The sequence below is a fragment of the Heyndrickxia shackletonii genome (assembly GCF_001420715.1).
Taxonomy (GTDB): Bacteria; Bacillota; Bacilli; order Bacillales; family Bacillaceae_C; genus Margalitia; species Margalitia shackletonii.
Genome location: NZ_LJJC01000004.1, coordinates 3,007,302 through 3,029,912, shown reverse-complemented (window position 1 = coordinate 3,029,912; position 22,611 = coordinate 3,007,302). Strand labels below are relative to the sequence as shown.

Genomic DNA, 22,611 nt, shown 5'->3' with positions numbered 1-22,611 from the left:
TATAAAGCGGGGTTTTTGTTTTTTATCATAAAATAGCCTTTGTCTAGCTCCAAGTGAAATTGGCGCTTCCGCTTTTCTTTTCACCGTTTACCCAATTCTTACATACTATGTTTAAGGTATAAACCCAATCAACATTGAAGAAGGTGACGATATTGATGTTGACAGGACTGCAGATTGCTGTGATTGGTGGAGACGCTCGGCAATTAGAAGTAATCCGAAAATTATCTGAGTTAGATGCAAAACTGTCATTAATCGGATTCGAACAGTTAGATCATGTGTTCACCGGTGTTAGTAAAGAAAAAATTACAGAAGTAGATTTCACAGAAATAGATGCCATAATTTTGCCTATCACTGGTACAGATTCGAACGGTCAGGTGGAAATGATTTTTTCCGCTGAAACAGTTGAAATAACAGAAGAAATGCTTTTAAAAACCCCATCCCATTGTACGATTTACACGGGGATAAAAAACGCATTTTTAGAAGAAATCACGAAAAAAGTAAAAAGGCGTTTAGTTATGTTATTTGAAAGAGATGATGTTGCAATATATAATTCCATCCCTACTGTGGAAGGCACTATTATGATGGCGATTCAACATACGGAATTTACTATACATGGTTCCACTGTAGCAGTGCTTGGATTAGGAAGGGTAGGGATGAGTGTAGCAAGGGCATTTCACCATCTTGGTGCTAAGGTAAAGGTTGGTGCACGAAAAAGTGAGCATTTAGCTAGAATTACGGAAATGGGACTACAGCCTTTCCATTTAAATGAATTGGATAAAGAGGTAAGAAATATTGATATTTGCATTAATACCATTCCGCATTTAGTTGTAAATGCAGCGGTGATCCAAAAGATGCCGACGCATACTTTAATCATCGATTTAGCATCAAAGCCTGGCGGAACAGATTTCCGCTATGCTGAAAAAAGAGGTATTAAGGCTTTATTAGCACCTAGCTTACCGGGAATTGTTGCACCAAAATCGGCAGGGCAAATTTTAGGAAATGTCCTAGCCCAATTGCTCGAAGATGATGTTATGAAAAGAAAGGAGAAATTTATATGAGTTTACAAGGAAAAAGAATTGGATTTGGATTAACCGGATCACATTGCACGTATGATGCTGTGTTTCCTGAGATAAAAAGGTTGGTAGATTCAGGAGTAGAGGTAATTCCAGTTGTTACTTATACTGTGAAAAATACAGAAACTCGTTTCGGAAGCGGAGAAGAATGGATTGAAAGAATTGAAGAAGTAACCGGCAGAAAAGTAATTGATTCTATTGTTGATGCGGAGCCTTTAGGCCCAAAGCTTCCTCTTGATTGTATGGTCATCGCACCTTTAACGGGAAATTCCATGAGCAAAATGGCTAATGCTCTTACAGACTCTCCAGTGCTTATGGCAGCTAAGGCAACACTTAGAAATCGTAATCCAGTTGTATTGGGGATTTCCACCAATGACGCACTGGGCTTAAATGGAGTCAATTTAATGAGACTGATGGCTACAAAAAACATTTATTTTATCCCTTATGGTCAAGATGATCCGATAAATAAACCAAATTCAATGGTTGCAAAAATGACCTTACTTCAAGAAACGGTAGAAGAGGCGATTAAAGGGAGACAATTACAGCCAGTCATTATTGAAAGGTTCCGAAGTGAATAATAAAATATCAAAACCATCATAGCTCGCCTATAGGCGAGTTTTCTATGAGAAAGGCTCTTTTTCTTAAACTTTGTATAAATCCAAAAGCCGATTTTAACTTGGTGCCTTTGTATACGAAATTCCAAGTAACAATCTTATTTGGGTTAAAATGAAAAAACTCCGTAAGAAAAGATGCTCCGAAACCATGTCAACTTAGCATTTATAACCAAAGACGAAATGTAACAATTATTCCGAGTCAGCCGTGAGAAATGATTATTAGTGTAAAAGTTTAGTTTGCTAGTGATTTTACCTAAGCCTTACAATCCCTTTACTAATAAGATGAATTAGAGAAAATGATATATTATCATGCGTTAATATGATAAAATAAAATCGTTATTTTCTTTAAGATACACATATAAAATATCTGTATATAGATTGGAAGGGGAATGCTTAAAATGTCAATATCCAAAGGATATCATGTGGCAGTTCTCGGTGCCACAGGTGCGGTTGGACAACAAATGATCAAAACACTGGAAAAAAGAGAGTTTCCTATTAAAAAAATATCTTTTTTATCTTCTGCACGTTCAGCCGGAACCGTATTAAAATTTCGGGGAGAAGATGTTGTAGTAGAAGAAGCAACACCTGATAGCTTTAATGGAGTTGACATTGCATTATTTAGTGCAGGTGGAAGTATTTCGAAAATTTTTGCTCCAGAGGCAGTGAAGCGTGGGGCAATTGTAATTGATAATACCAGTGCGTACCGAATGGATGAAGATGTCCCTCTAGTCGTACCAGAAGTGAATGAACAAGATCTTAAACTTCATAAAGGGATTATTGCAAATCCAAACTGTTCAACGATTCAAATGGTGGTTGCATTGGAACCAATCCGTAAAGCATTTGGATTAAGTAAAGTAATTGTTTCTACCTATCAGGCTGTTTCTGGTTCTGGTACTGCGGCAATTCAAGAATTACATGAACAAACGAAGGCTATCATACATGGTGAGCCATTTGAACCGCAAGTTTTGCCAGTTAAAGGCGATAAAAAACATTATCAAATTGCGTTTAATGCTGTTCCTCAAATTGATAAATTCATGGACAATGGTTTCACTTTTGAGGAAGTAAAAATGATAAATGAAACGAAAAAAATCATGCATATGCCAGAGTTGAAGGTTGCTGCTACTTGTGTTCGCCTTCCGATTGAAACAGGTCACTCTGAGTCAGTTTATTTCGAGGTCGAAAGGGAAGGACTAACTGCGACTGGCATTCAAGAGGTACTTTCTTCTGCAGCCGGAATTGTTTTAGAAGATAATCCTAGTGAGCAAATATATCCTATGCCTGCAAATGCCGTTGGAAAAAATGATGTCTTTGTTGGCCGAATCAGAAAAGATTTAGATGAAGACAAAGGGTTTCATATGTGGGTTGTTTCGGATAATCTTTTAAAAGGTGCAGCATGGAATTCCGTACAAATTGCTGAAAGTCTAATTAATCTAGGTCTAGTATAAATTTGAACGGATTACTTCATAAAAAAATGTTATATTAGCCTCATCATAAAAAACGAAATTTATTTAACATACAGAGGTGTTAAAATGAAGTTAATTGTACAGAAATTTGGGGGTACATCTGTCCGCGATGAGCAAGGTCGAAAACAAGCGTTAAAACACATTAAAAATGCATTGCAGGATGGTTATAAGGTAGTAATAGTTGTTTCTGCAATGGGAAGAAATGGTGACCCGTATGCGACAGATACACTTCTCTCCCTTGTACAGAAACCAAAAATATTAATAAATAAAAGAGAACAGGATTTACTGCTATCATGCGGAGAAGTCATTTCCAGCTTGGTATTTACGAATATGCTCCTTGGAGAAGATATCAAAGCTACTGCGCTAACTGGCTCTCAAGCTGGATTTAGGACAAATGCGGAGCATACAAATGCAAAAATTATCGACATGAAATGTGAAAGATTGTTAAAAGAATTAGATACACATGATGTTGTAGTGGTGGCAGGGTTCCAGGGGTCTGCAAAAAACGGCGATGTAACAACAATTGGACGAGGTGGAAGTGATACATCTGCAGCTGCATTGGGAGTAGCCTTAAAAGCAGAGTGGATTGATATTTTCACAGATGTAGAGGGAATTATGACTGCTGATCCTAGAATTGCTGATAATGCAAGAAAATTACCTGTTGTAACGTATACAGAGGTTTGTAACATGGCCTACCAAGGGGCAAAAGTAATTCATCCTCGTGCAGTAGAAATAGCGATGCAGGCGAAAGTACCGATTCGAATTCGCTCCACTTATTCAGACAATCTCGGAACATTGGTTACTTCTTTAAATAAGCAGTCCAAAGGAACGGATATTCGTGAACGCCCAGTAACTGGTATTGCTTATGTTGCAAATGTTGCTCAGATTAAGGTTTACGCAAAAGATGGGCAATATGACCTTCAATCTGAGGTATTTAAAGCAATGGCAAATGAAAATATTAGTGTTGATTTCATTAATATCTCTCCAACTGGAGTTGTATATACCGTAGCAGAGGACGCTATAGAGAAAGCTGCATCTGTATTACAGAAAATGGGCCATCGACCTGAAATTGAGAGAGGTTGTGCTAAGGTATCCGTTGTTGGAGCGGGCATGAATGGGGTACCTGGTGTTACCTTTAAAATCGTTTCAGCATTGTCCGAAAAGGGCATTAGAATTTTACAATCTGCTGACAGTCATACAACCATTTGGGTATTAGTAAAAGAAGAAGATTTAGTGGTCGCTGTTAATGCTTTACACGATGCATTTAATCTGCAAGAGGAAACATACGAAATTACAATATAACTGCAAAATGTAGAGTGAATAATTTACCGTTCGGAACTTCGGTAAATAATGAAGGAGTGTTAAATATGAGTCGTTTCGGTCGAATTTCTACTGCTATGGTTACTCCATTCGATTCAAAAGGGAATATTGATTTTCAAAAAACAACACAGCTTGTCGAGTATTTAATTGAAAATGGTACAGAATCTTTAGTAGTTGCGGGGACTACTGGTGAATCCCCTACATTATCTACAGAAGAGAAGCTAGCTTTATTCAGTCATGTTGTGAAAACCACAAATGGCAGGGTGCCCGTTATTGCGGGTACTGGCAGCAATAACACATATGCATCGGTGGAATTAACGAAAAAAGCAGAGGAGCTAGGTGTCGATGCTGTTTTAATCGTTACTCCTTATTATAATAAGCCTAATCAAACAGGGCTTTTTCAGCATTTTAAAACGATTGCAGAGGCAACCAGTTTACCTGTAATGCTTTACAATGTTCCAGGGCGTACAGTGGCGAATCTTGAGCCGAATACAGTTATCAAGCTTTCCGAAATTAAAAATATTGTAGCGATTAAGGAAGCTAGCGGAAACTTGGACGCTATGGCTGAAATTATTGCAAATACAAGCGAGGAATTTGAATTATATAGTGGGGATGATGGGCTGACTATTCCTGTTTTATCTATTGGCGGAAAAGGGGTTGTTTCCGTGGCATCCCATATTATCGGTTCGGAGATGCAAGAGATGATAGGATCCTTCTTAAATGGTTCTTACGAAGCTGCGGCGAAACAACATCAAAAACTTCTGCCTTTAATGAGAGGATTATTTGCTGCACCAAGCCCAGTACCTGTGAAAACAGCGTTACAGTTAAAAGGATTTAATGTAGGATCAGTGAGACTGCCCCTTGTACCGTTAACAGAACAAGAGAGATCAAACATCATTACATTATTAAATACTTTGGAAAAATAAAAAGGATGGGATGCCCTTCCTTTTTTTATTTCTAAAATGAATCATTGAAAAATAGAATCTCTTAAGAAAGTTTTCTTTTTTTATATATTTACCTCAAATTCTGAAAAAAATGGTAATATAATAAACATAAATACCTCACTTAGGGAATGGCGAATCTATGGCGATTTATACCTATTTACTTGCATACATATTTGGACATATTTTAACTGCACATATTGTTGGCCGTGTTTTTTTCAGGAAGAATATTTTTGCTGAAGGAAGCGGGAATCCAGGTGCAAGAAATGCCGGCAGATCTTTTGGCAAAAAGGGATTTCTGTTTGTATTGATTGGAGATATGTTGAAGGCAATCCTCATATGCTGGCTCGCGGACAGTTTAAAAATGAATTTTTTTCAGCAAACAATTGTCTTATTATTCGTTATTTTGGGTCATATGTACCCCATACTATATAGGTTTAAGGGCGGTAAAGGAGTAGCTTCGTTTCTGGGAGGTATTCTTTACATTTCACCGCTGACAGCATTAGGGATGGTTATAACCTTCCTTATTAGCTACCCTTTTACTAAGTCATTTACAAAAGCCGGGCTTTTCGCAATTGGGTTAACACCTATTTTCACTTTTTTTATATATCATAATCTTTATGCCAGTATCATCATCTTCTTTATTATTATTTTAATAATTTTGAAACATAAAGAATAAAGAGTAATAATGGGGGACGTAGACATGAACTACACAATTAAAATTGCAAGGGATACAGAGGAATTTGAGGGGATTTTTCGACTAAATTACGATACTTTTGTAGAGGAAATACCGCAGCATAGTGTAAATAAGGCAAGAAAATTAATAGACCAGTTTCACGATGAAAATGAATATGTCATTTGTAAAGCGGATAATGAAATTGTCGGGATGATGGCCCTTAGAGATGTTCGTCCATTTTCACTGGATAAAAAACTTGGAAAAATTGAAGAACATTTGGAAGTTGCCTTTTCAAGACCGTGTGAAATACGGTTATTGTCTGTAAAGCCAAATTTCCGAAATGGCCGAGTATTTGCCAGTATGACAGGAGCTTTAATTCGCTATTGTTTATATAAAGGTTATGACATTGCTTTTATTTCCGGGACTACAAGACAATCCAAGTTGTACAAACATTTAGGATTTGAACCTTTTGCACATCTGGTTGGTAAAGATGATGTATTATTTCAGCCAATGTATTTGACAAAGGAGATGTTTTACCAAAAAGAACATTTAAAAAATCTTTCGATGGTAAATTCCTTCCTTCCAGGTCCTGTTAAGGTGGATGACAAAATTCAATCCATTTTTTTATCACAGCCTGATTGGCATAGATCACAAGAACATAAACAGATTGCCGAAAGTGTATTTTTTAAATTAAAAAAGCTAACGAATGCTAAGCATGCTTCGGTATTTACAGGTACTGGCACGGTTGCAAATGATGCTATTGCTGCACATCTTGCGTCTTTAGGAACAAAGGGGTTAATTTTGTCAAATGGAGAATTTGGAGAGCGGTTAGCGGATCATGCCACTCGCTTCGGACTTTCTTTTGATAAGCTTGCCAAACCATGGGGTACACCCTATAACATGGATGAAATAAGGGATTTGTGCCAACGTAATTCTTATGATTGGATATGGTTTGTCCATTGTGAAACCTCCACCGGTATGTTGAATGATTTTAAAGCGATTCAATCCATATGTGAGGAATTTTCCGTAAAAATATGTATTGATGCTATTAGTTCAATAGGTGCGGTTCCATTAAATTTTGAAAAGATATACATGGCTTCTGGTGTTTCGGGGAAAGCTATCGGCTCTATAACAGGTCTCTCCTTTGTTCTATATAATGAGTTGGAAACGGGATTGAATAAGGTGCCGCGTTATCTTGATGTGAAGTATTACCAAGAATGTGAAGGCATCCCATTTACACAAAATTCCTATTTATTCAAAGCGCTCGATTTAGCGTTGGATACCTTATTTGAAGCTGATTATTTTGCTAGGAATGTTTCAAGATTTTCGTATGTTTTTGATACTTTATTGGCAAAAGGTTTTTCCTTTGTTGTTGATAAAGATCTAACATCACCTTGTGTTATGACAATAGTTTTTCCTTGTGAAATAAATGCTATGGATATAGGACTTGACCTTTATTTAAATGGTTATCAAGTCCATTTCCGAAATCGTTATTTAATAAAAAATAATTGGATTCAAATCGCCTTAATGAATGCTAATGAAAATATCGCTATTATCGATGGGCTTTTACATACATTGCAAAATTTATATAAGGAAAAAGTAGCAATGCTTACATTAAATAATGCTTGATTTTCTAAAATCTTATTGAACAGTATTTTCTTCTTCAAGTATAATGGGTTTAACTGATTTAGGTCGGAAAAACAGCATTGGAGGAACAAGAATTTGAAAAAGAAAAATGAATCTATTAAAATTATTCCCCTGGGGGGAGTTGGGGAAATTGGAAAAAACATGTATGTTTTCGAGGTGGATGAAGACATATTTGTAATTGATGCTGGACTCATGTATCCAGAGGATGAAATGCTCGGAATCGATATTGTTATTCCTGATACAACTTATTTAGAGGATAATAAAGAGCGAATAAAAGGGATATTTTTAACACATGGACATGAAGATGCTATTGGTGCATTGCCTTATCTGTTAATGAAATTGAATGTTCCCGTTTATGGAACTAAATTAACAATCGCTTTTGCAAAGGAAAAACTTAAAGATGTTAATGTAAAATCAGAAGTTGTGTTCCATGTTATTAAAGCGGATACAGTATTGCATTTTGATACAGTTGACATCAGCTTTTTTAAAACAACCCACAGCATTCCTGATTCGATCGGTATATGTATTCATACTTCAGAGGGAAATATTGTTCATACCGGAGATTTTAAATTTGACCAAAGCGTATCCGATTTTTATCAATCGGATATTGCCGAAATGGCCAAGGTCGGAAGAGAGGGTGTACTATGCCTTCTGTCCGACAGTATTGAAGCGGAGCATCCGGGTTTAACCACTTCTGAAAGAGTCATTGCTGGGGAAATGTCAAACGCCTTTTATTCTGCAAGAGGGCGAATTATTGTTGCATGCTTTGCATCTAATTTAATTCGAATCCAACAAGTATTTGATGCAGCTTTTGAGACGGGAAGAAAAATAGCAGTAGTAGGTAAAAGTTTGGAAAGAGTTTATGAAATTGCTTTGTCTTTAGGCTATTTGGATATCAAATCTGAGGATATAGTAATCCCAGTCCATGAATTAGATAAATATCCAGATGAAGAGCTAGTAATTCTGACAACTGGAAATCAAGGGGAGCCGTTTTTAGTATTGCAAAAAATGGCAAAGCGCACCCATAAATATATTAATATTCAAAAAGGAGATACTGTTTTCATTACGGCATCGCCGTCCCCTGGCATGGAGCTAATAATGTCTAAAACGGTGGACATGCTATACCGTTCTGGGGCTTCCGTTCTGTCAGAACGCAGAAAGGTTCATGTGACAGGTCATGGTTGTCAGGAAGATTTGAAATTAATGCTTAATCTAATGAAGCCAAAGTACTTTATTCCAGTACAAGGAGAATATAGGATGCTGGTCGCTCATTCACGACTTGCTGAGCAAGTAGGTTTAAAGAAGGAGCAAGTATTTATTCCTGATAAGGGAGAGGTTCTTGAATATAAAAATGAAAAAATGGCTTTCAGCGGGAAAGTCGCATCTGGGAATGTATTGATTGATGGTATTGGTGTCGGCGATGTTGGAAATATTGTTCTGCGCGACCGTAGACTATTATCTCAAGATGGTATATTAATTGTCGTTGTAACATTAAGCAAGTACAAAAAAAGTATTGCAGCTGGTCCGGAAATTATTTCACGAGGCTTTGTGTATGTCAGGGAGTCTGAACAGCTAATGAATGATTCTACCTCATTAGTCCGAGAAATTGTGGAAAATAATATGGAAAAAGATGCATTTGATTGGTCAAGCATCAAACAAGATATTCGCGATCAATTAAATTATTTCCTATTTGAAAAAACGAAAAGAAGACCAATGATTCTTCCAATTATAATGGAAATTTAAATATATTAAGACAAACACCGACTTAGCAAAGGTCGGTGTTTTTTGAATGAAATTCATGATCTAAGTAGATACTAATATTATTATGTTTAGGTTTTCTAGTCCCTTAGGAAATATTAAAATTTTTCACTGTGGGTAACCTTTTATATAAAAGTTATCTACATCCAGCTCCACCGCCTATCGGCTAGCGGATTTCCTCATCTTCTCCCTACGATAAGTTAACATCGGCTCCTTTTCTCGCCGTGTTTTCCTTATCTCAGTCGAAGACGAGGTATTCTGTACGCTAAATCTGCGGCGCTTGCGCATTTGTTCAATGAAAACAATGATAAAGGAGTATTCAGATGACTAAAGATTTTCGCATGGAGCAGCCAGAACCAGAAAAGGAACAAGAGGATAAGGATGTTAAAGCAGGAATTGTCGATAAAATACAACAGCTTGGACAAACCAATGTCCCGCAGCTGCCACAGGACAGTAATATCCATTGTTTAACAATAGTTGGTCAAATAGAGGGTCATATGCAGCTTCCTCCCCAAAACAAGACTACAAAGTATGAACATATTATTCCCCAGCTGGTTGCAATAGAGCAGAATACCAAAATAGAAGGGTTAGTCATTATATTAAATACAGTCGGCGGGGATGTTGAGGCAGGACTCGCAATCTCGGAAATGATATCATCCCTGTCGAAACCAACTGTTTCTATCGTTTTAGGCGGAGGACATTCTATCGGTGTGCCAATTGCTGTTTCAACTGATTATTCATTTATCGCAGAAACTGCCACAATGACGATTCATCCAGTCAGATTAACTGGCCTTGTCATTGGTGTACCTCAAACATTTGAATATCTTGATAAAATGCAAGAACGTGTAATAAAGTTTGTTACGAGCCATTCTAATGTGCAGGAAGAAGTATTTAAGGAACTAATGTTTGCGAAAGGAAATCTAACTAGAGATATCGGTACAAATGTGGTGGGGTCCGAAGCAGTAAAATACGGTTTAATTAACGAAGTTGGCGGAATTGGCCATGCATTAAAAAAATTAAATGAATTAATTGAAAGCCGAAAAACAAATCAACAGCATGAGGGGCTCATACAATGATACTTTATACTACCGTACCACAGGAGTTAATTTTTCCAACGGACACATCTGCTTATAGTAGACAGGAATTCATTACGTATAATGGCATCCCTATGATAGTTGAAAAAGTAGAGGATGGCAAACGTGTTATTCGAATATTAAGCACAGACCCAGCAGATTATTTGGAAAACAGTATAATGCCGGGGCAAATCATTTAGGTATAATATGAAAGGTAAATACCTTAATAATAAAGGTTATGATATAATGAAAAAAAAGGAGAAGCAGCCCATATTTGGCTGCTTTCTTATATATTAAGTAGGGTGATGTAATGGCTAAAGCAAAAAGAAGAACGAGAAAGGAAAAACAAATCAAATCGAATATACGTTTTGAACTAACTGGAATGATTTTAATTGCCTTAAGCATCATTTCGATTATTAAATTAGGTGCGGTTGGGAAAGCACTTGTTTTTTTCTTTCGTTTTTTTCTTGGTGAGTGGTACATATTTGCACTAATTGGGATGATTTGGCTTGCGGGATATTTAATCATAAAAAGAAATTTACCTCTTTTTTTTACTAGACGGCTAAATGGTATTTATTTAATAGTTATGAGTCTATTATTGCTTAGCCATGTAAAGCTTTTTGAGCTTAAAGCACAAGTTGGTCAACTTGCAAGTGCAAGTGTTGTTACGAATACATGGGAAATATTTTGGCAGGAAGTAAAGGGAGAATCATCCACTCCTGATTTAGGCGGCGGAATGATTGGTGCGGTTCTATTTGCGGTTTCCCACTTTTTATTTGATTCACTCGGTACAAAAATTCTTTCGATTGTTCTTATATTAATTGGATTTGTATTAGTGACCGGTAAATCGTTAGGACCATTTTTTGAAAAGGTTGGCGTTAAATTAGGTGAATTTATAAAGGGACAATGGAAGGCCTCAAAAGAGGATCTGGAATCTTGGAAAAATAATCGTAAAGAAAAGAAAGTGCGAAAACAAACAACAGAGAGTTTGCAGCCAGCTGAGGTACCGATCAAAGATTCAAGAGCAGAAAATAAGAAAGAGGCACCTCCTATCATTTCAAGTTTTACAGAAAGGGCTTATAATCCAGAAGAGATGGAGAATGGGAAGATAGAAACTCATGAAGCAATAGAAGAAGATCAAGAGGATGATCTCGCTCCAAATATTAGCTTTTCAGAAGTAGAAAATGAGGATTATCAGCTGCCTCCTATTACATTGCTAAAAAGACCTAAGGCAACTGACCAAAGCAGTGAATATGAACTAATACATGCCAATGCTGCAAAATTGGAAAGAACATTTAATAGTTTTGGTGTAAAAGCACATGTAACCCAAGTTCATTTAGGACCTGCAGTAACAAAGTATGAAATTCATCCGGATATCGGAGTGAAGGTGAGTAAAATCGTTAGTCTTAGTGACGATCTCGCATTAGCACTTGCAGCTAAAGATATTCGAATGGAAGCGCCAATCCCAGGAAAATCTGCCATTGGAATTGAAGTACCTAATTCAGAAGTTGCTATGGTTTCGTTACGGGAAGTGCTGGAAGCGAAAGCAAATGATCACTCGGAAGCAAAATTACAAATTGCTTTAGGAAGGGATATTACCGGTGAAGCAGTGTTGGCAGAATTAAATAAAATGCCGCATTTACTTGTAGCTGGTGCAACCGGAAGCGGAAAAAGTGTATGTATTAACGGTATCATTACAAGTATTCTAATGCGGGCAAAGCCACATGAGGTAAAACTCATGATGATCGATCCGAAAATGGTAGAGCTTAATGTATATAATGGTGTTCCGCATCTGCTTGCTCCAGTTGTGACAAATGCCAAAAAAGCGTCTCAAGCGTTGAAAAAGGTAGTAAGCGAAATGGAAAGAAGATATGAGCTATTCTCCCATAGTGGAACCCGAAATATTGAAGGGTATAATGATCATGTTAAACGTGATAATCTTGAAACTGGTGCAAAACAGCCGTTATTGCCATATATCGTTGTCATAGTGGACGAGTTGGCAGACTTGATGATGGTGGCCTCAAGTGATGTAGAGGATTCCATTACTAGGTTAGCACAAATGGCACGTGCGGCAGGTATCCATCTAATTATCGCTACTCAACGTCCATCCGTTGATGTTATTACCGGAGTAATCAAAGCAAATATACCATCCCGAATTGCTTTTGCAGTATCTTCTGCAACTGATTCTAGAACTATTTTAGATATGGGTGGAGCGGAAAAGCTTTTAGGTCGCGGTGATATGCTTTTCCTTCCAGTCGGTGCATCTAAGCCGGTTCGAGTACAAGGTGCATTTCTCTCGGATGAGGAAGTAGAGGATATAGTCGATTTTGTCATTTCACAGCAAAAAGCCCAATATCAAGAGGAAATGATTCCAGATGAACTTCCTGAAATTTCCGAGGAAGTTGAAGATGAATTATATGATGATGCTGTCCAGTTAATCGCCGAAATGCAGACTGCATCTGTTTCGATGCTCCAGCGTCGTTTTCGAATCGGCTATACTCGGGCAGCAAGATTAATAGATGAAATGGAGAACAGAGGCGTAGTAGGACCATATGAGGGAAGTAAGCCTAGAGCGGTTTTAATTCCGAAACCTACTGAAGAGCAAACTTCATAAAAAAAAACAATGTCGTTCATACAAAATACCTTTGAATAATATCGGTATAAGTATGAGCGGCATTTTTTATTATCATACCTCGATAACATATAAAATCCATCCGTATTTTTAATAGTGGAAATATTAAGTTACGAACTTCGATATTTTTCGACAAACTCTAAAATTTTTATTTATTATCGTTATAAAAAATGATATAGTAATTTCGATTAGTAGAAATAATACATCAGAGGTCTGATGTCTTAAGAATGTATGGTGGTGGTTTCTTCAAAATGTCAGTCAAAGCAGATAGTCGTCATTTATATCTTCAGGTCATTGACCATTTGAAAAATGATATAGAAAATGGTGTATACAAGGAAAGAGAAAAGCTCCCTTCAGAATTCGATTTAGCTAAAGAACTTGGGGTCAGTAGGGCAACCTTAAGAGAAGCTCTTCGTATTCTGGAAGAAGAAAACGTTATCACAAGAAGACATGGTGTTGGAACTTTTGTGAATGCAAGACCTTTGTTTTCTTCCGGAATCGAACAGCTTAATAGTGTTACCAATATGATCCGCCAAGCTGGAATGGAACCTGGGACAATTTTCTTAAGTACTACAACACAAGGACCAACAGAGGAAGATATCCGACGTCTTTCGTGTCAAAAAGAAAATGAAATTGCAGTTATTGAACGAGTTCGTACAGCAAATGGGGAACCCGTTGTTTATTGTATTGACAAAATTCCGGCCGAACTATTCCCGTGGAATTTTTCGAATAGTGATGGATCGATATTTGATACTTTAGAAACATATAGTAAGAAAAGAATTTCTTATGCTATAACTAGTATCGAGCCTATCGGTTATCATGATAAAATTTCACCTATTTTGGATTGTGATCCGGAAACTGCACTCTTAGTTTTAAAACAGCTTCATTATGATGAAGAAGACCAACCGATACTTTACTCTGTTAATTATTTTAAAGCAGACAAATTTAGTTTTCATGTTTTAAGAAAGAGAATCTAAATTTGGTATGTTTTGATTTCTACTAAATTATGAATATAGGGGGAACAAAAGTGAAAAAGCGTAAAATTGGGATAGCTCTATCAATAGTATTAGCTGCTGGAACTCTTTTAGGTGCTTGTGGTACAAGTACGAAAGATGGAGGAAAATCCGGTGATGACAAAAAATTTACCGTAGCGATGGTTACGGATACTGGTGGGGTGGATGATAGATCATTCAACCAATCAGCATGGGAAGGTCTACAAAAGTTTGGTAGTGATAATAACCTGACTAAAGGAACAAACGGTTACAACTATATTCAATCAACAAGTGATGCAGACTATGTAACAAACTTAAATACAGCTGTTCGCAATCATTTTAATCTAGTTTATGGCATCGGATATAAAATGCAGGATGCTGTAACAAAGGTGGCAAAACAACGTCCGAATACAGAATTTGCTATTGTAGACAGTGTTATTACTGGTCAAAAGAATGTGGCGTCTATTACGTTTAAAGAAAATGAAGGTTCCTTCCTTGTTGGTGTTGTTGCAGCAATGACAACTAAAACTAATAAAATTGGATTTATTGGCGGGATTGAAAGTGATTTGATAAATAAATTTGCAGCAGGTTTCCAAGCTGGTGTAAAAGCTGTAAATCCTAATGCAAAAGTGGATATTCAATGGGCGGGTTCTTTTGACGACGCAAGTAAAGGTCAATCTATTGCATCTGCTATGTATAAATCAGGTGCAGACGTAATTTATCATGCTGCTGGAAATGTTGGTAAAGGTGTATTTGCGGAAGCAAAAAACATTAAAAAACAAGATCCTAATAAAAACGTTTGGGTTATTGGTGTAGACCGTGACCAAAATGATGAGGGTAAAGTTACGGTTAATGGTAAGGAGTATAATGTAACTTTAACATCCATGGTTAAACGTGTAGACTTAGCGGTAGAAGATTTATCTAAAAAATCAATGAACGGTAACTTCCCTGGCGGAAAACAAATTGAATATGGTTTGAAAGATAACGCAGTTGGAATTGCACCATCTCAAGAAAACCTTTCTCAAGATGTTTTAAAAGCTGTTGATGATTGGAAACAAAAAATCATTAATGGAGAGGTTCAAGTTCCTTTAAAACCAACTAAATAAGTCAGTAAAGGGATTGGCACCTGCCAATCCCGATAAAAATATTAACGGAAAAGCAGAAGATAATTTTACTTTTCCGTTAGGATTTTTTTACCTTCCTAAAGTCAGACCTCTTACCATTAAATACTAAAAAAAGATATGATTTTTAACAAGGAGTGGATGCGGGTGGATTATGTAATTGAAATGCTCAACATTCGAAAAGAATTTCCAGGCATCATAGCAAACGATAATATAACGTTACAGCTTAAAAAGGGAGAAATTCATGCACTGCTTGGTGAGAATGGGGCGGGTAAATCTACGTTAATGAATGTATTGTTTGGTTTATACCAACCCGAAAAAGGAGAGATTCGTGTTAAAGGGAAACCAGTTAAAATAACGAATCCAAATATTGCAAATGATTTAGGGATTGGGATGGTTCACCAGCATTTTATGTTAGTAGAGAAATTCACAGTTACAGAGAATATTATTCTTGGAAAAGAACCTAAATCAAGCGGGTCAATTGACATTAAAAAGGCAGAAAAGCAAGTTAGAGAAATTTCAGAAAGGTACAATTTATCTGTGGATCCTCGTGCGAAAATTTCTGATATTTCTGTAGGAATGCAGCAAAGAGTAGAAATATTAAAAACATTATATCGTGGTGCAGATATTATTATTTTTGATGAACCTACTGCTGTTTTAACCCCTCAAGAAATTACAGAACTAATCCAGATAATGAAAGCGCTAATTAAGGAAGGAAAATCCATTATCTTAATTACCCACAAATTAAAAGAAATTATGGAGGTTTGTGATCGAGTAACAGTTATTCGAAAAGGTAAAGGAATAGACACATTAAATGTTAAAGATACAAATCCTACTGAATTAGCTAATTTAATGGTAGGACGTGAAGTTGTCTTTAAAACAGAAAAAAGAGATGCAACTCCAAAAGAAAATGTTTTGGAAATTAATAATTTAGTAGTAAAAGATTCTCGTGGGGTTCAAGCGGTAAAAGGGCTTGACCTTCAGGTACGGGGCGGGGAAATTGTCGGAATTGCCGGAGTTGATGGGAATGGACAAACTGAATTAATTGAAGCCATCACAGGATTAAGAAAATCAGAAAGCGGATCTATTAAATTGAACGACAAGGAAATACGTACATTCAAACCTAGAAAAATCACGGAAAGCGGTCTTGGACATATTCCTGAGGACCGCCATAAGCACGGTCTTGTCTTAGATTTTCCTATAGGTGAAAATATGGCGCTACAAACTTATTATCAGAAGCCTTTTTCTAAAAAAGGAGTTCTGAGCTTTAAGGAAATATATAAAAAAGCAAAACAATTAATTACGGAATTTGATGTTCGAACACCTAGCGAATATACTCTTGCCCGCTCTCTGTCAGGTGGTAATCAGCAAAAAGCTATTATTGGTCGGGAAGTAGATCGGGATCCGGATTTATTAATCGCAGCTCAGCCGACACGTGGCTTAGATGTAGGAGCAATTGAATTTATTCACAAACGATTAATTGAGCAAAGAGATAAGGGAAAAGCAGTATTGTTAATTTCTTTTGAGCTAGATGAAATATTAAATGTCAGCGACCGGATTGCCGTTATTTATGAAGGAAAGATTGTGGATATTGTAGATCCTAAGAAAACCTCTGAGCAGGAATTAGGATTATTAATGGCTGGCTCGAAACGTACGGGAGAAGGTGAAACATCAAATGTCTAATCGTTATATGAATTTATTAATACCAGTTATCGCAGTTCTACTAGGTTTAATTGCCGGTGCGATCATTATGCTAATTACCGGATATAATCCTATTAGTGGATATGCTGCCCTTTGGAACGGAGCTTTTGGACAGCCGTTTTATATTGGCGAAACTTTAAGACAGGCAACACCATATATATTTGCCGGACTTGCTGTTGCATTTGCTTTTCGCACCGGGTTATTCAATATCGGAGTGGAGGGACAATTATTAGTTGGTTGGGTTGCTGCTGTGTGGATTGGACTTTCTTTTGATCTTCCTAAAATAATTCACTTACCACTAGCTATTATTGCTGCAGGAGTGGCCGGAGCTATTTGGGGATTTATTCCTGGATTTTTAAAAGCACGTTTACGAGTACATGAAGTTATTGTCACGATCATGATGAACTATATCGCGTTACATGTAAGCAATTATATCATTCGTAATGTTCTTTCCAAACAAGGGGATAAAACAGCTCAAATTCACGATTCAGCATCTTTGCAATCTAATTTTCTGCAAAGTATTACTGATTTTTCAACCCTTCATAATGGTATATACCTTTCAATTGTTGCAGCAATTGTTATGTGGTTTATATTAGAAAAAACAACAAAAGGCTTTGAATTAAGATCTGTAGGTTTCAATCAGCATGCTGCCCAATATGCTGGTATGAATGTGAATCGCAACATCATACATTCTATGGTTATTTCAGGTGTTTTCGCAGGTATCGGCGGAGCTATGGAAGGACTTGGAACTTTTGGATTCGCCTTTTTGCATACCGGATTCTCAGGAGTTGGATTTGACGGAATTGCGGTAGCACTTTTAGGTGGAAATACTGCATTAGGTGTCGTGATTTCTGCTGTACTATTCGGAGCACTTCGCGTTGGTTCTTTAAATATGCCACAAGAAGCAGGTGTACCAAACGAGCTTGTGGAAATTGTCATCGCGTTAATCATTTTCTTCGTTGCTTCAAGTTATATTATAAAATGGGCGCTTGCTCGCTTTAAAAGGGAGGCAAAATAAATGAGTATCATGACTGCTTTAGAAATTATTATTACTTCATCCCTTTTGATGGCTGCCCCTCTTATCTTTACTTCATTGGGTGGGGTATTTTCTGAAAGATCAGGTGTAATCAATATCGGTTTAGAAGGCTTAATGATTATGGGGGCATTTAGTTCCATCATTTTTAACCTTTCATTTGCCCATACATTTGGTGCTGCCACACCGTGGCTAGGTCTCCTTGTCGCGATGATCGTAGGTGGAATCTTTGCACTAATACATGGTATTGCAGCTATTAGTTTCAGGGCTGATCAGACTGTCAGCGGTGTTGCAATAAACTTTTTAGCATTAGGTTTATCTGTATTCTTGGTGAAAATGCTTTATCAGGGAAAAGGACAAACAGATACTATTACTCAAAACTTCAATAAAATTGATATACCGGTTTTAAATCACATCCCTGTTATTGGAAAATTATTTTTTAGAGATGTAACTTATCCTTCTTATCTTGCTATCATTATAGCTATTATTGCATGGTATGTTATTTACAAAACTCCTTTCGGATTAAGACTTCGTTCGGTTGGGGAACATCCAATGGCAGCTGATACAATGGGAATTAACGTAATAAAAATGCGCTATATAGCTGTGTTTTTATCCGGAGTATTTGGTGGTCTCGGCGGAGCAGTTTATTCCCAAACCATCACATTGGATTTTAGTGCTACAACGATTGCCGGTCAAGGTTTCATGGCACTTGCCGCGATGATTTTCGGTAAATGGCATCCGCTTGGTGCTATGGGAGCAGCATTATTCTTTGGTTTTGCCCAGTCTTTAAGTATTGTTGGGGATCAAATACCATTCTTAAAAGATATACCAAGTGTGTACTTATTAATTGCGCCTTACGTACTAACTATTCTAGCTTTAGCAGGCTTTGTTGGAAGAGCGGAAGCACCAAAGGCAGATGGAATTCCGTATATCAAAGGTCAACGTTAAATTGTATATGAAAAGAAAAGTTCCGTTTGCACGGGACTTTTTTTTATACTAAATGTTGTTTTCACAAAACTTTTTGCTTTCCGTAGATGTTTGTTGCATTCTTTGTCCGAAAAGAAGTTTAGAAGCTTATCCTCTACAAAAGCAACATTGTTTAAGAAAAGGTCCATTAAAAAAGGTAAATACTTGTAGGACAACATGATAAAAATGTATAGTTAGTATAACTTCATTACAAAATAGTAAAAGAAACCAGAAGGAGGTTTGTACATGACGGTTGCAAACGAAACAATTATCCCTAAAAATGGATATAATCTACATATTGTGAAAACAAAAAAATATAAAACAAATACTTTAGTTTGGAAAATGAAGGCGCCTTTGAATGAAGAAACTGTGACTTTACGGGCACTGCTCCCCAATGTTTTACAAAGCAGCACAAAACAATATCCAACCACTACAGCCTTGCGTTCATATTTAGATGATCTTTACGGTGCGGGATTTTATGTGGATTTAGCTAAAAAAGGTGAATACCATGTAATGTCTTTTACCGTGGATATAGCAAATGAGAAATTTCTGAAGGATTCAACTCCACTTCTACAAAAGGGAATTGATTTCCTATCACAGGTTTTGTTGCATCCAAATGCTGAAAATGGTTCTTTTCATGAAGAAACAGTGGAAAAAGAAAAAAGAACATTAAAACAACGAATTCAATCTATTTATGATGATAAAATGAGATACTCAAGCGTCAGGCTTGTAGAAGAAATGTGCAAGGGAGAGCCATATGCACTTGATGCAAACGGTATAAAAGATCAGGTTGATCAAATTACGGCAACATCCCTTTATGAATATTATCAAAAAGCGATTAAGGAAGATGAATTAGATTTATATATTATTGGTGATATAGAGGAGAATCAAGTGGAAACATTTTGTAAGGAGCTTGATTTTTCAAGCCGTACTCCTCAAAAAATAGAAAACAGAAATGGCAGACAAATTTCTGAACCAAAAGAAATTAAAGAAAAGCAAGATGTAAAACAAGGTAAATTAAATATCGGATATCGTACTCATGTACGATTCGGTGATGATGATTATTTTGCTTTACAATTGTTTAACGGTATTTTTGGTGGCTTTTCCCACTCCAAACTATTTATCAATGTCCGTGAAAAGGCAAGTCTTGCATATTACGCTGCAAGCAGATTGGAAAGCCATAAAGGACTATTGATGGTAATGAGTGGAATTGAAACGAAAAACTATGATCAAGCAACTACTATTATACGTGAACAATTAGATGCGATGAAAAATGGAGATTTTTCTGATCAGGAAATAGAACAAACAAAAGCGGTAACAAATAATCAATTACTGGAAACTACTGATACTTCCCGTGGATTAGTCGAAATTTTATATCATAACGTAATTGGAAACCAAACATATTCGGTAAATGATTGGTTAGAAAACATCAATAAGGTAACGAGAGAGGAAATTGTAGACGTTGCTTCAAAAATTGAATTAGATACGATTTATTTTTTGACAGGATTGGAGGGAACAGATGATGAAAAACCAGGTATTTGAACAATTGAAGGAAACCTTATATTTTGAAAAAATGGATAATGGCTTGGAAGTATATATCCTGCCAAAAGAAGGATTTAATAAGACCTTTGCAACGTTTACAACAAAATACGGTTCAGTAGATAATGACTTTATCCCGCTTGATAAAAATGAATATCATCATGTTCCCGATGGAATTGCCCACTTTTTAGAGCATAAGTTATTTGAAAAAGAGGATGGAGATGTCTTTCAACAATTTAGTAAGCAAGGAGCATCTGCCAATGCATTTACCACCTTTAATCGTACAGCATATTTGTTCTCCAGTACCTCTAATGTGGAAAAAAATCTTGAAACGTTAATTGATATGGTACAGAGTCCTTATTTTACGGAAAAAACTGTGGAAAAAGAAAAGGGAATCATTGGCCAGGAAATTACTATGTATGATGATAACCCGGACTGGCGTCTTTATTTCGGTGTAATTGAAAATATGTATAAGCACCATCCCGTGAAAATAGATATTGCAGGAACGATAGAATCCATTTCCCATATCACGGACCAGCTACTTTACGAATGCTATAATACCTTCTATCATCCGAGTAATATGCTGCTTTTTATTGTGGGACCTGTTGAAGTGGAAAACATCATGAAACTGGTGCGTGATAATCAAAATAAAAAGGATTATAAAGAGCAGTCAGAAATTAAGAGACGTTTTGAACAAGAGCCGGTAGAAGTGGCAGAAACGAAAAAGATATTACATATGAATGTCCAAACTCCTAAATGTTTGCTAGGCGTGAAGGCAAAGGATGTAAATCTTTCCGGGGCTGAAATGTTAAAACAAGAGCTTACCATAAATGTATTATTGGATATGCTATTTGGAAAAAGCTCCGATAATTATTATAACTTGTATAATGAGGGATTAATTGACGAGACGTTTTCGTATGATTTTACTTTAGAATCGGGTTTTGGCTTTGCTATGGCAGGCGGAGATACAGATAGGCCTGATGAGCTTGCAGAGCGCTTGAAAAAGGTAATGATGGAAGCAAAAAATGGAGAGCATTTAACAGAGGATGCGCTTGATCGAACAAAGAAAAAGAAAATTGGTGGATTTTTAAGACAGCTCAATTCACCCGAGTTTATTGCGAATCAATTTACCAGATATTTCTTTAATGGCATGAATTTATTTGACGTAGTGCCTGTACTTGAAGATATCTCATTCGAGGATTTAAAAAAGGCAGCGAATGAATTTATAGAGGAAGACAGATTCACTGTTTGCCAAGTTGTTCCAAAAAAATGAAAGTAGAAAAACTCGGGACTTCCTGAGTTTTTTTGTTGGGAAAGGGAGAGTATAAGAATGAAAAAATATGTTCTCATAACAGGCGCAAGCGGGGGAATTGGAAAACAGACAGCAATACTTTTGGCTAAAAAGGGATGGAACTTATATCTCCATTACCATCAAAATAAAAAGGGGATTGAAGAAATTATTGCAGCGGTTGAATCATATCAAGTAGAAATAATCCCTATACAAGCAGACCTCTCTTCTCCACAAGGAGTGGAAAAAGTATTAAATAATATTTTTCACATTGATGCTATTTGCTTTATTAGCGGAATAGCACATTATGGACTATTTATGGATACTTCTGAAACAATTATGAGAGACATGTGGAACATCCATGTACATGCTCCAATGCTTTTAACTAATAGGCTTTTGCCTAAGCTAATGAGAAATACTGCTTCACAAATCATTTTCGTAAGTTCCATTTGGGGACAGACCGGAGCATCTTGTGAAGTAATATACTCTACTGTTAAAGGTGCACAAATTTCCTTTGTGAAGGCATTAAGTAAAGAAGTAGCAAGAAGTGGTATAAGAGTAAATGCAGTGGCACCAGGGGCAGTACATACAAATATGCTTGCGAATTTTTCAGATTATGAATTGCGAGAGTTAGAATCCGAAATTCCATTAGGAAGATTGGCTGAACCTAAAGAAATTGCAGGGGCAATTGCATTTTTATTATCAGAAGAAGCAAGTTATGTAACAGGACATGTTCTTGCAGTTAACGGTGGATGGTATACATAAAGGTAACCA

General features: G+C 36.6%; 19 protein-coding genes. All 19 read left to right on the top strand.

Going from position 1 to position 22,611, the window contains the following annotated elements; all coding sequences use genetic code 11:
• Window positions 1-155 precede the first annotated feature (155 nt).
• The 19 genes from dpaA to ymfI all read left to right on the top strand — a co-directional run bounded on the left by dpaA (window position 156) and on the right by ymfI (window position 22,602).
• The gene (gene dpaA, locus AN964_RS14500) at window positions 156-1,058 is read left to right on the top strand and encodes a dipicolinic acid synthetase subunit A (RefSeq protein ID WP_055740363.1); all 903 of its coding nucleotides are present in this window, start codon (window positions 156-158) and stop codon (window positions 1,056-1,058) included.
• Window positions 1,055-1,651: a dipicolinate synthase subunit B gene (dpaB, locus tag AN964_RS14495; RefSeq protein WP_055740362.1), complete on the top strand. Its 597-nt coding sequence runs from the start codon at window positions 1,055-1,057 to the stop codon at window positions 1,649-1,651. Before dpaA ends, dpaB begins: the two co-directional genes overlap by 4 nt.
• A gap of 434 nt (window positions 1,652-2,085) precedes the next feature.
• The gene (gene asd, locus AN964_RS14490) at window positions 2,086-3,132 is read left to right on the top strand and encodes an aspartate-semialdehyde dehydrogenase (RefSeq protein ID WP_055740361.1); all 1,047 of its coding nucleotides are present in this window, start codon (window positions 2,086-2,088) and stop codon (window positions 3,130-3,132) included.
• An 84-nt stretch (window positions 3,133-3,216) separates the two neighbouring features.
• Entirely contained in the window at window positions 3,217-4,452 is a 1,236-nt protein-coding gene (gene dapG / locus AN964_RS14485) for an aspartate kinase (protein WP_055740360.1), read from the top strand.
• A 65-nt stretch (window positions 4,453-4,517) separates the two neighbouring features.
• Window positions 4,518-5,396, top strand: a complete 879-nt coding sequence (gene dapA, locus AN964_RS14480; protein WP_055740359.1) for a 4-hydroxy-tetrahydrodipicolinate synthase — start codon at window positions 4,518-4,520, stop codon at window positions 5,394-5,396.
• A gap of 157 nt (window positions 5,397-5,553) precedes the next feature.
• A complete protein-coding gene (locus AN964_RS14475; protein ID WP_055740358.1) occupies window positions 5,554-6,090 on the top strand; it encodes a glycerol-3-phosphate acyltransferase in 537 nt (178 codons plus the stop codon).
• A gap of 24 nt (window positions 6,091-6,114) precedes the next feature.
• Window positions 6,115-7,716: an aminotransferase class V-fold PLP-dependent enzyme gene (locus AN964_RS14470; RefSeq protein WP_055740357.1), complete on the top strand. Its 1,602-nt coding sequence runs from the start codon at window positions 6,115-6,117 to the stop codon at window positions 7,714-7,716.
• 93 nt (window positions 7,717-7,809) lie between these two features.
• Window positions 7,810-9,477: a ribonuclease J gene (locus AN964_RS14465; protein WP_055740356.1), complete on the top strand. Its 1,668-nt coding sequence runs from the start codon at window positions 7,810-7,812 to the stop codon at window positions 9,475-9,477.
• A 356-nt stretch (window positions 9,478-9,833) separates the two neighbouring features.
• The gene (locus AN964_RS14460; protein ID WP_055741251.1) at window positions 9,834-10,568 is read left to right on the top strand and encodes a ClpP family protease; all 735 of its coding nucleotides are present in this window, start codon (window positions 9,834-9,836) and stop codon (window positions 10,566-10,568) included.
• Window positions 10,565-10,765: a YlzJ-like family protein gene (locus AN964_RS14455; RefSeq protein ID WP_055740355.1), complete on the top strand. Its 201-nt coding sequence runs from the start codon at window positions 10,565-10,567 to the stop codon at window positions 10,763-10,765. Before AN964_RS14460 ends, AN964_RS14455 begins: the two co-directional genes overlap by 4 nt.
• 110 nt (window positions 10,766-10,875) lie before the next feature.
• On the top strand, window positions 10,876-13,179 hold the full coding sequence (locus tag AN964_RS14450) for an FtsK/SpoIIIE family DNA translocase (protein ID WP_055740354.1): 2,304 nt from the start codon (window positions 10,876-10,878) through the stop codon (window positions 13,177-13,179).
• A gap of 269 nt (window positions 13,180-13,448) precedes the next feature.
• Window positions 13,449-14,174: a GntR family transcriptional regulator gene (locus AN964_RS14445; RefSeq protein ID WP_055740353.1), complete on the top strand. Its 726-nt coding sequence runs from the start codon at window positions 13,449-13,451 to the stop codon at window positions 14,172-14,174.
• Window positions 14,175-14,224: 50 nt separating this feature from the next.
• Window positions 14,225-15,295: a BMP family lipoprotein gene (locus AN964_RS14440; RefSeq protein ID WP_055740352.1), complete on the top strand. Its 1,071-nt coding sequence runs from the start codon at window positions 14,225-14,227 to the stop codon at window positions 15,293-15,295.
• Between the two features lie 162 nt (window positions 15,296-15,457).
• Entirely contained in the window at window positions 15,458-16,993 is a 1,536-nt protein-coding gene (locus tag AN964_RS14435; RefSeq protein WP_055740351.1) for an ABC transporter ATP-binding protein, read from the top strand.
• On the top strand, window positions 16,986-18,029 hold the full coding sequence (locus tag AN964_RS14430; protein WP_055740350.1) for an ABC transporter permease: 1,044 nt from the start codon (window positions 16,986-16,988) through the stop codon (window positions 18,027-18,029). The genes AN964_RS14435 and AN964_RS14430 overlap by 8 nt, the downstream gene beginning before the upstream one ends.
• On the top strand, window positions 18,030-18,992 hold the full coding sequence (locus tag AN964_RS14425; RefSeq protein WP_055740349.1) for an ABC transporter permease: 963 nt from the start codon (window positions 18,030-18,032) through the stop codon (window positions 18,990-18,992).
• Window positions 18,993-19,256: 264 nt separating this feature from the next.
• Window positions 19,257-20,552: an EF-P 5-aminopentanol modification-associated protein YfmF gene (gene yfmF, locus AN964_RS14420; protein ID WP_055740348.1), complete on the top strand. Its 1,296-nt coding sequence runs from the start codon at window positions 19,257-19,259 to the stop codon at window positions 20,550-20,552.
• Window positions 20,533-21,822 (top strand): EF-P 5-aminopentanol modification-associated protein YfmH, encoded by a 1,290-nt coding sequence (gene yfmH / locus AN964_RS14415; RefSeq protein ID WP_055741250.1) that lies wholly within the window; start codon window positions 20,533-20,535, stop codon window positions 21,820-21,822. The genes yfmF and yfmH overlap by 20 nt, the downstream gene beginning before the upstream one ends.
• 57 nt (window positions 21,823-21,879) lie before the next feature.
• Window positions 21,880-22,602, top strand: a complete 723-nt coding sequence (ymfI, locus tag AN964_RS14410; protein ID WP_055740347.1) for an elongation factor P 5-aminopentanone reductase — start codon at window positions 21,880-21,882, stop codon at window positions 22,600-22,602.
• Window positions 22,603-22,611: the final 9 nt, after the last annotated feature.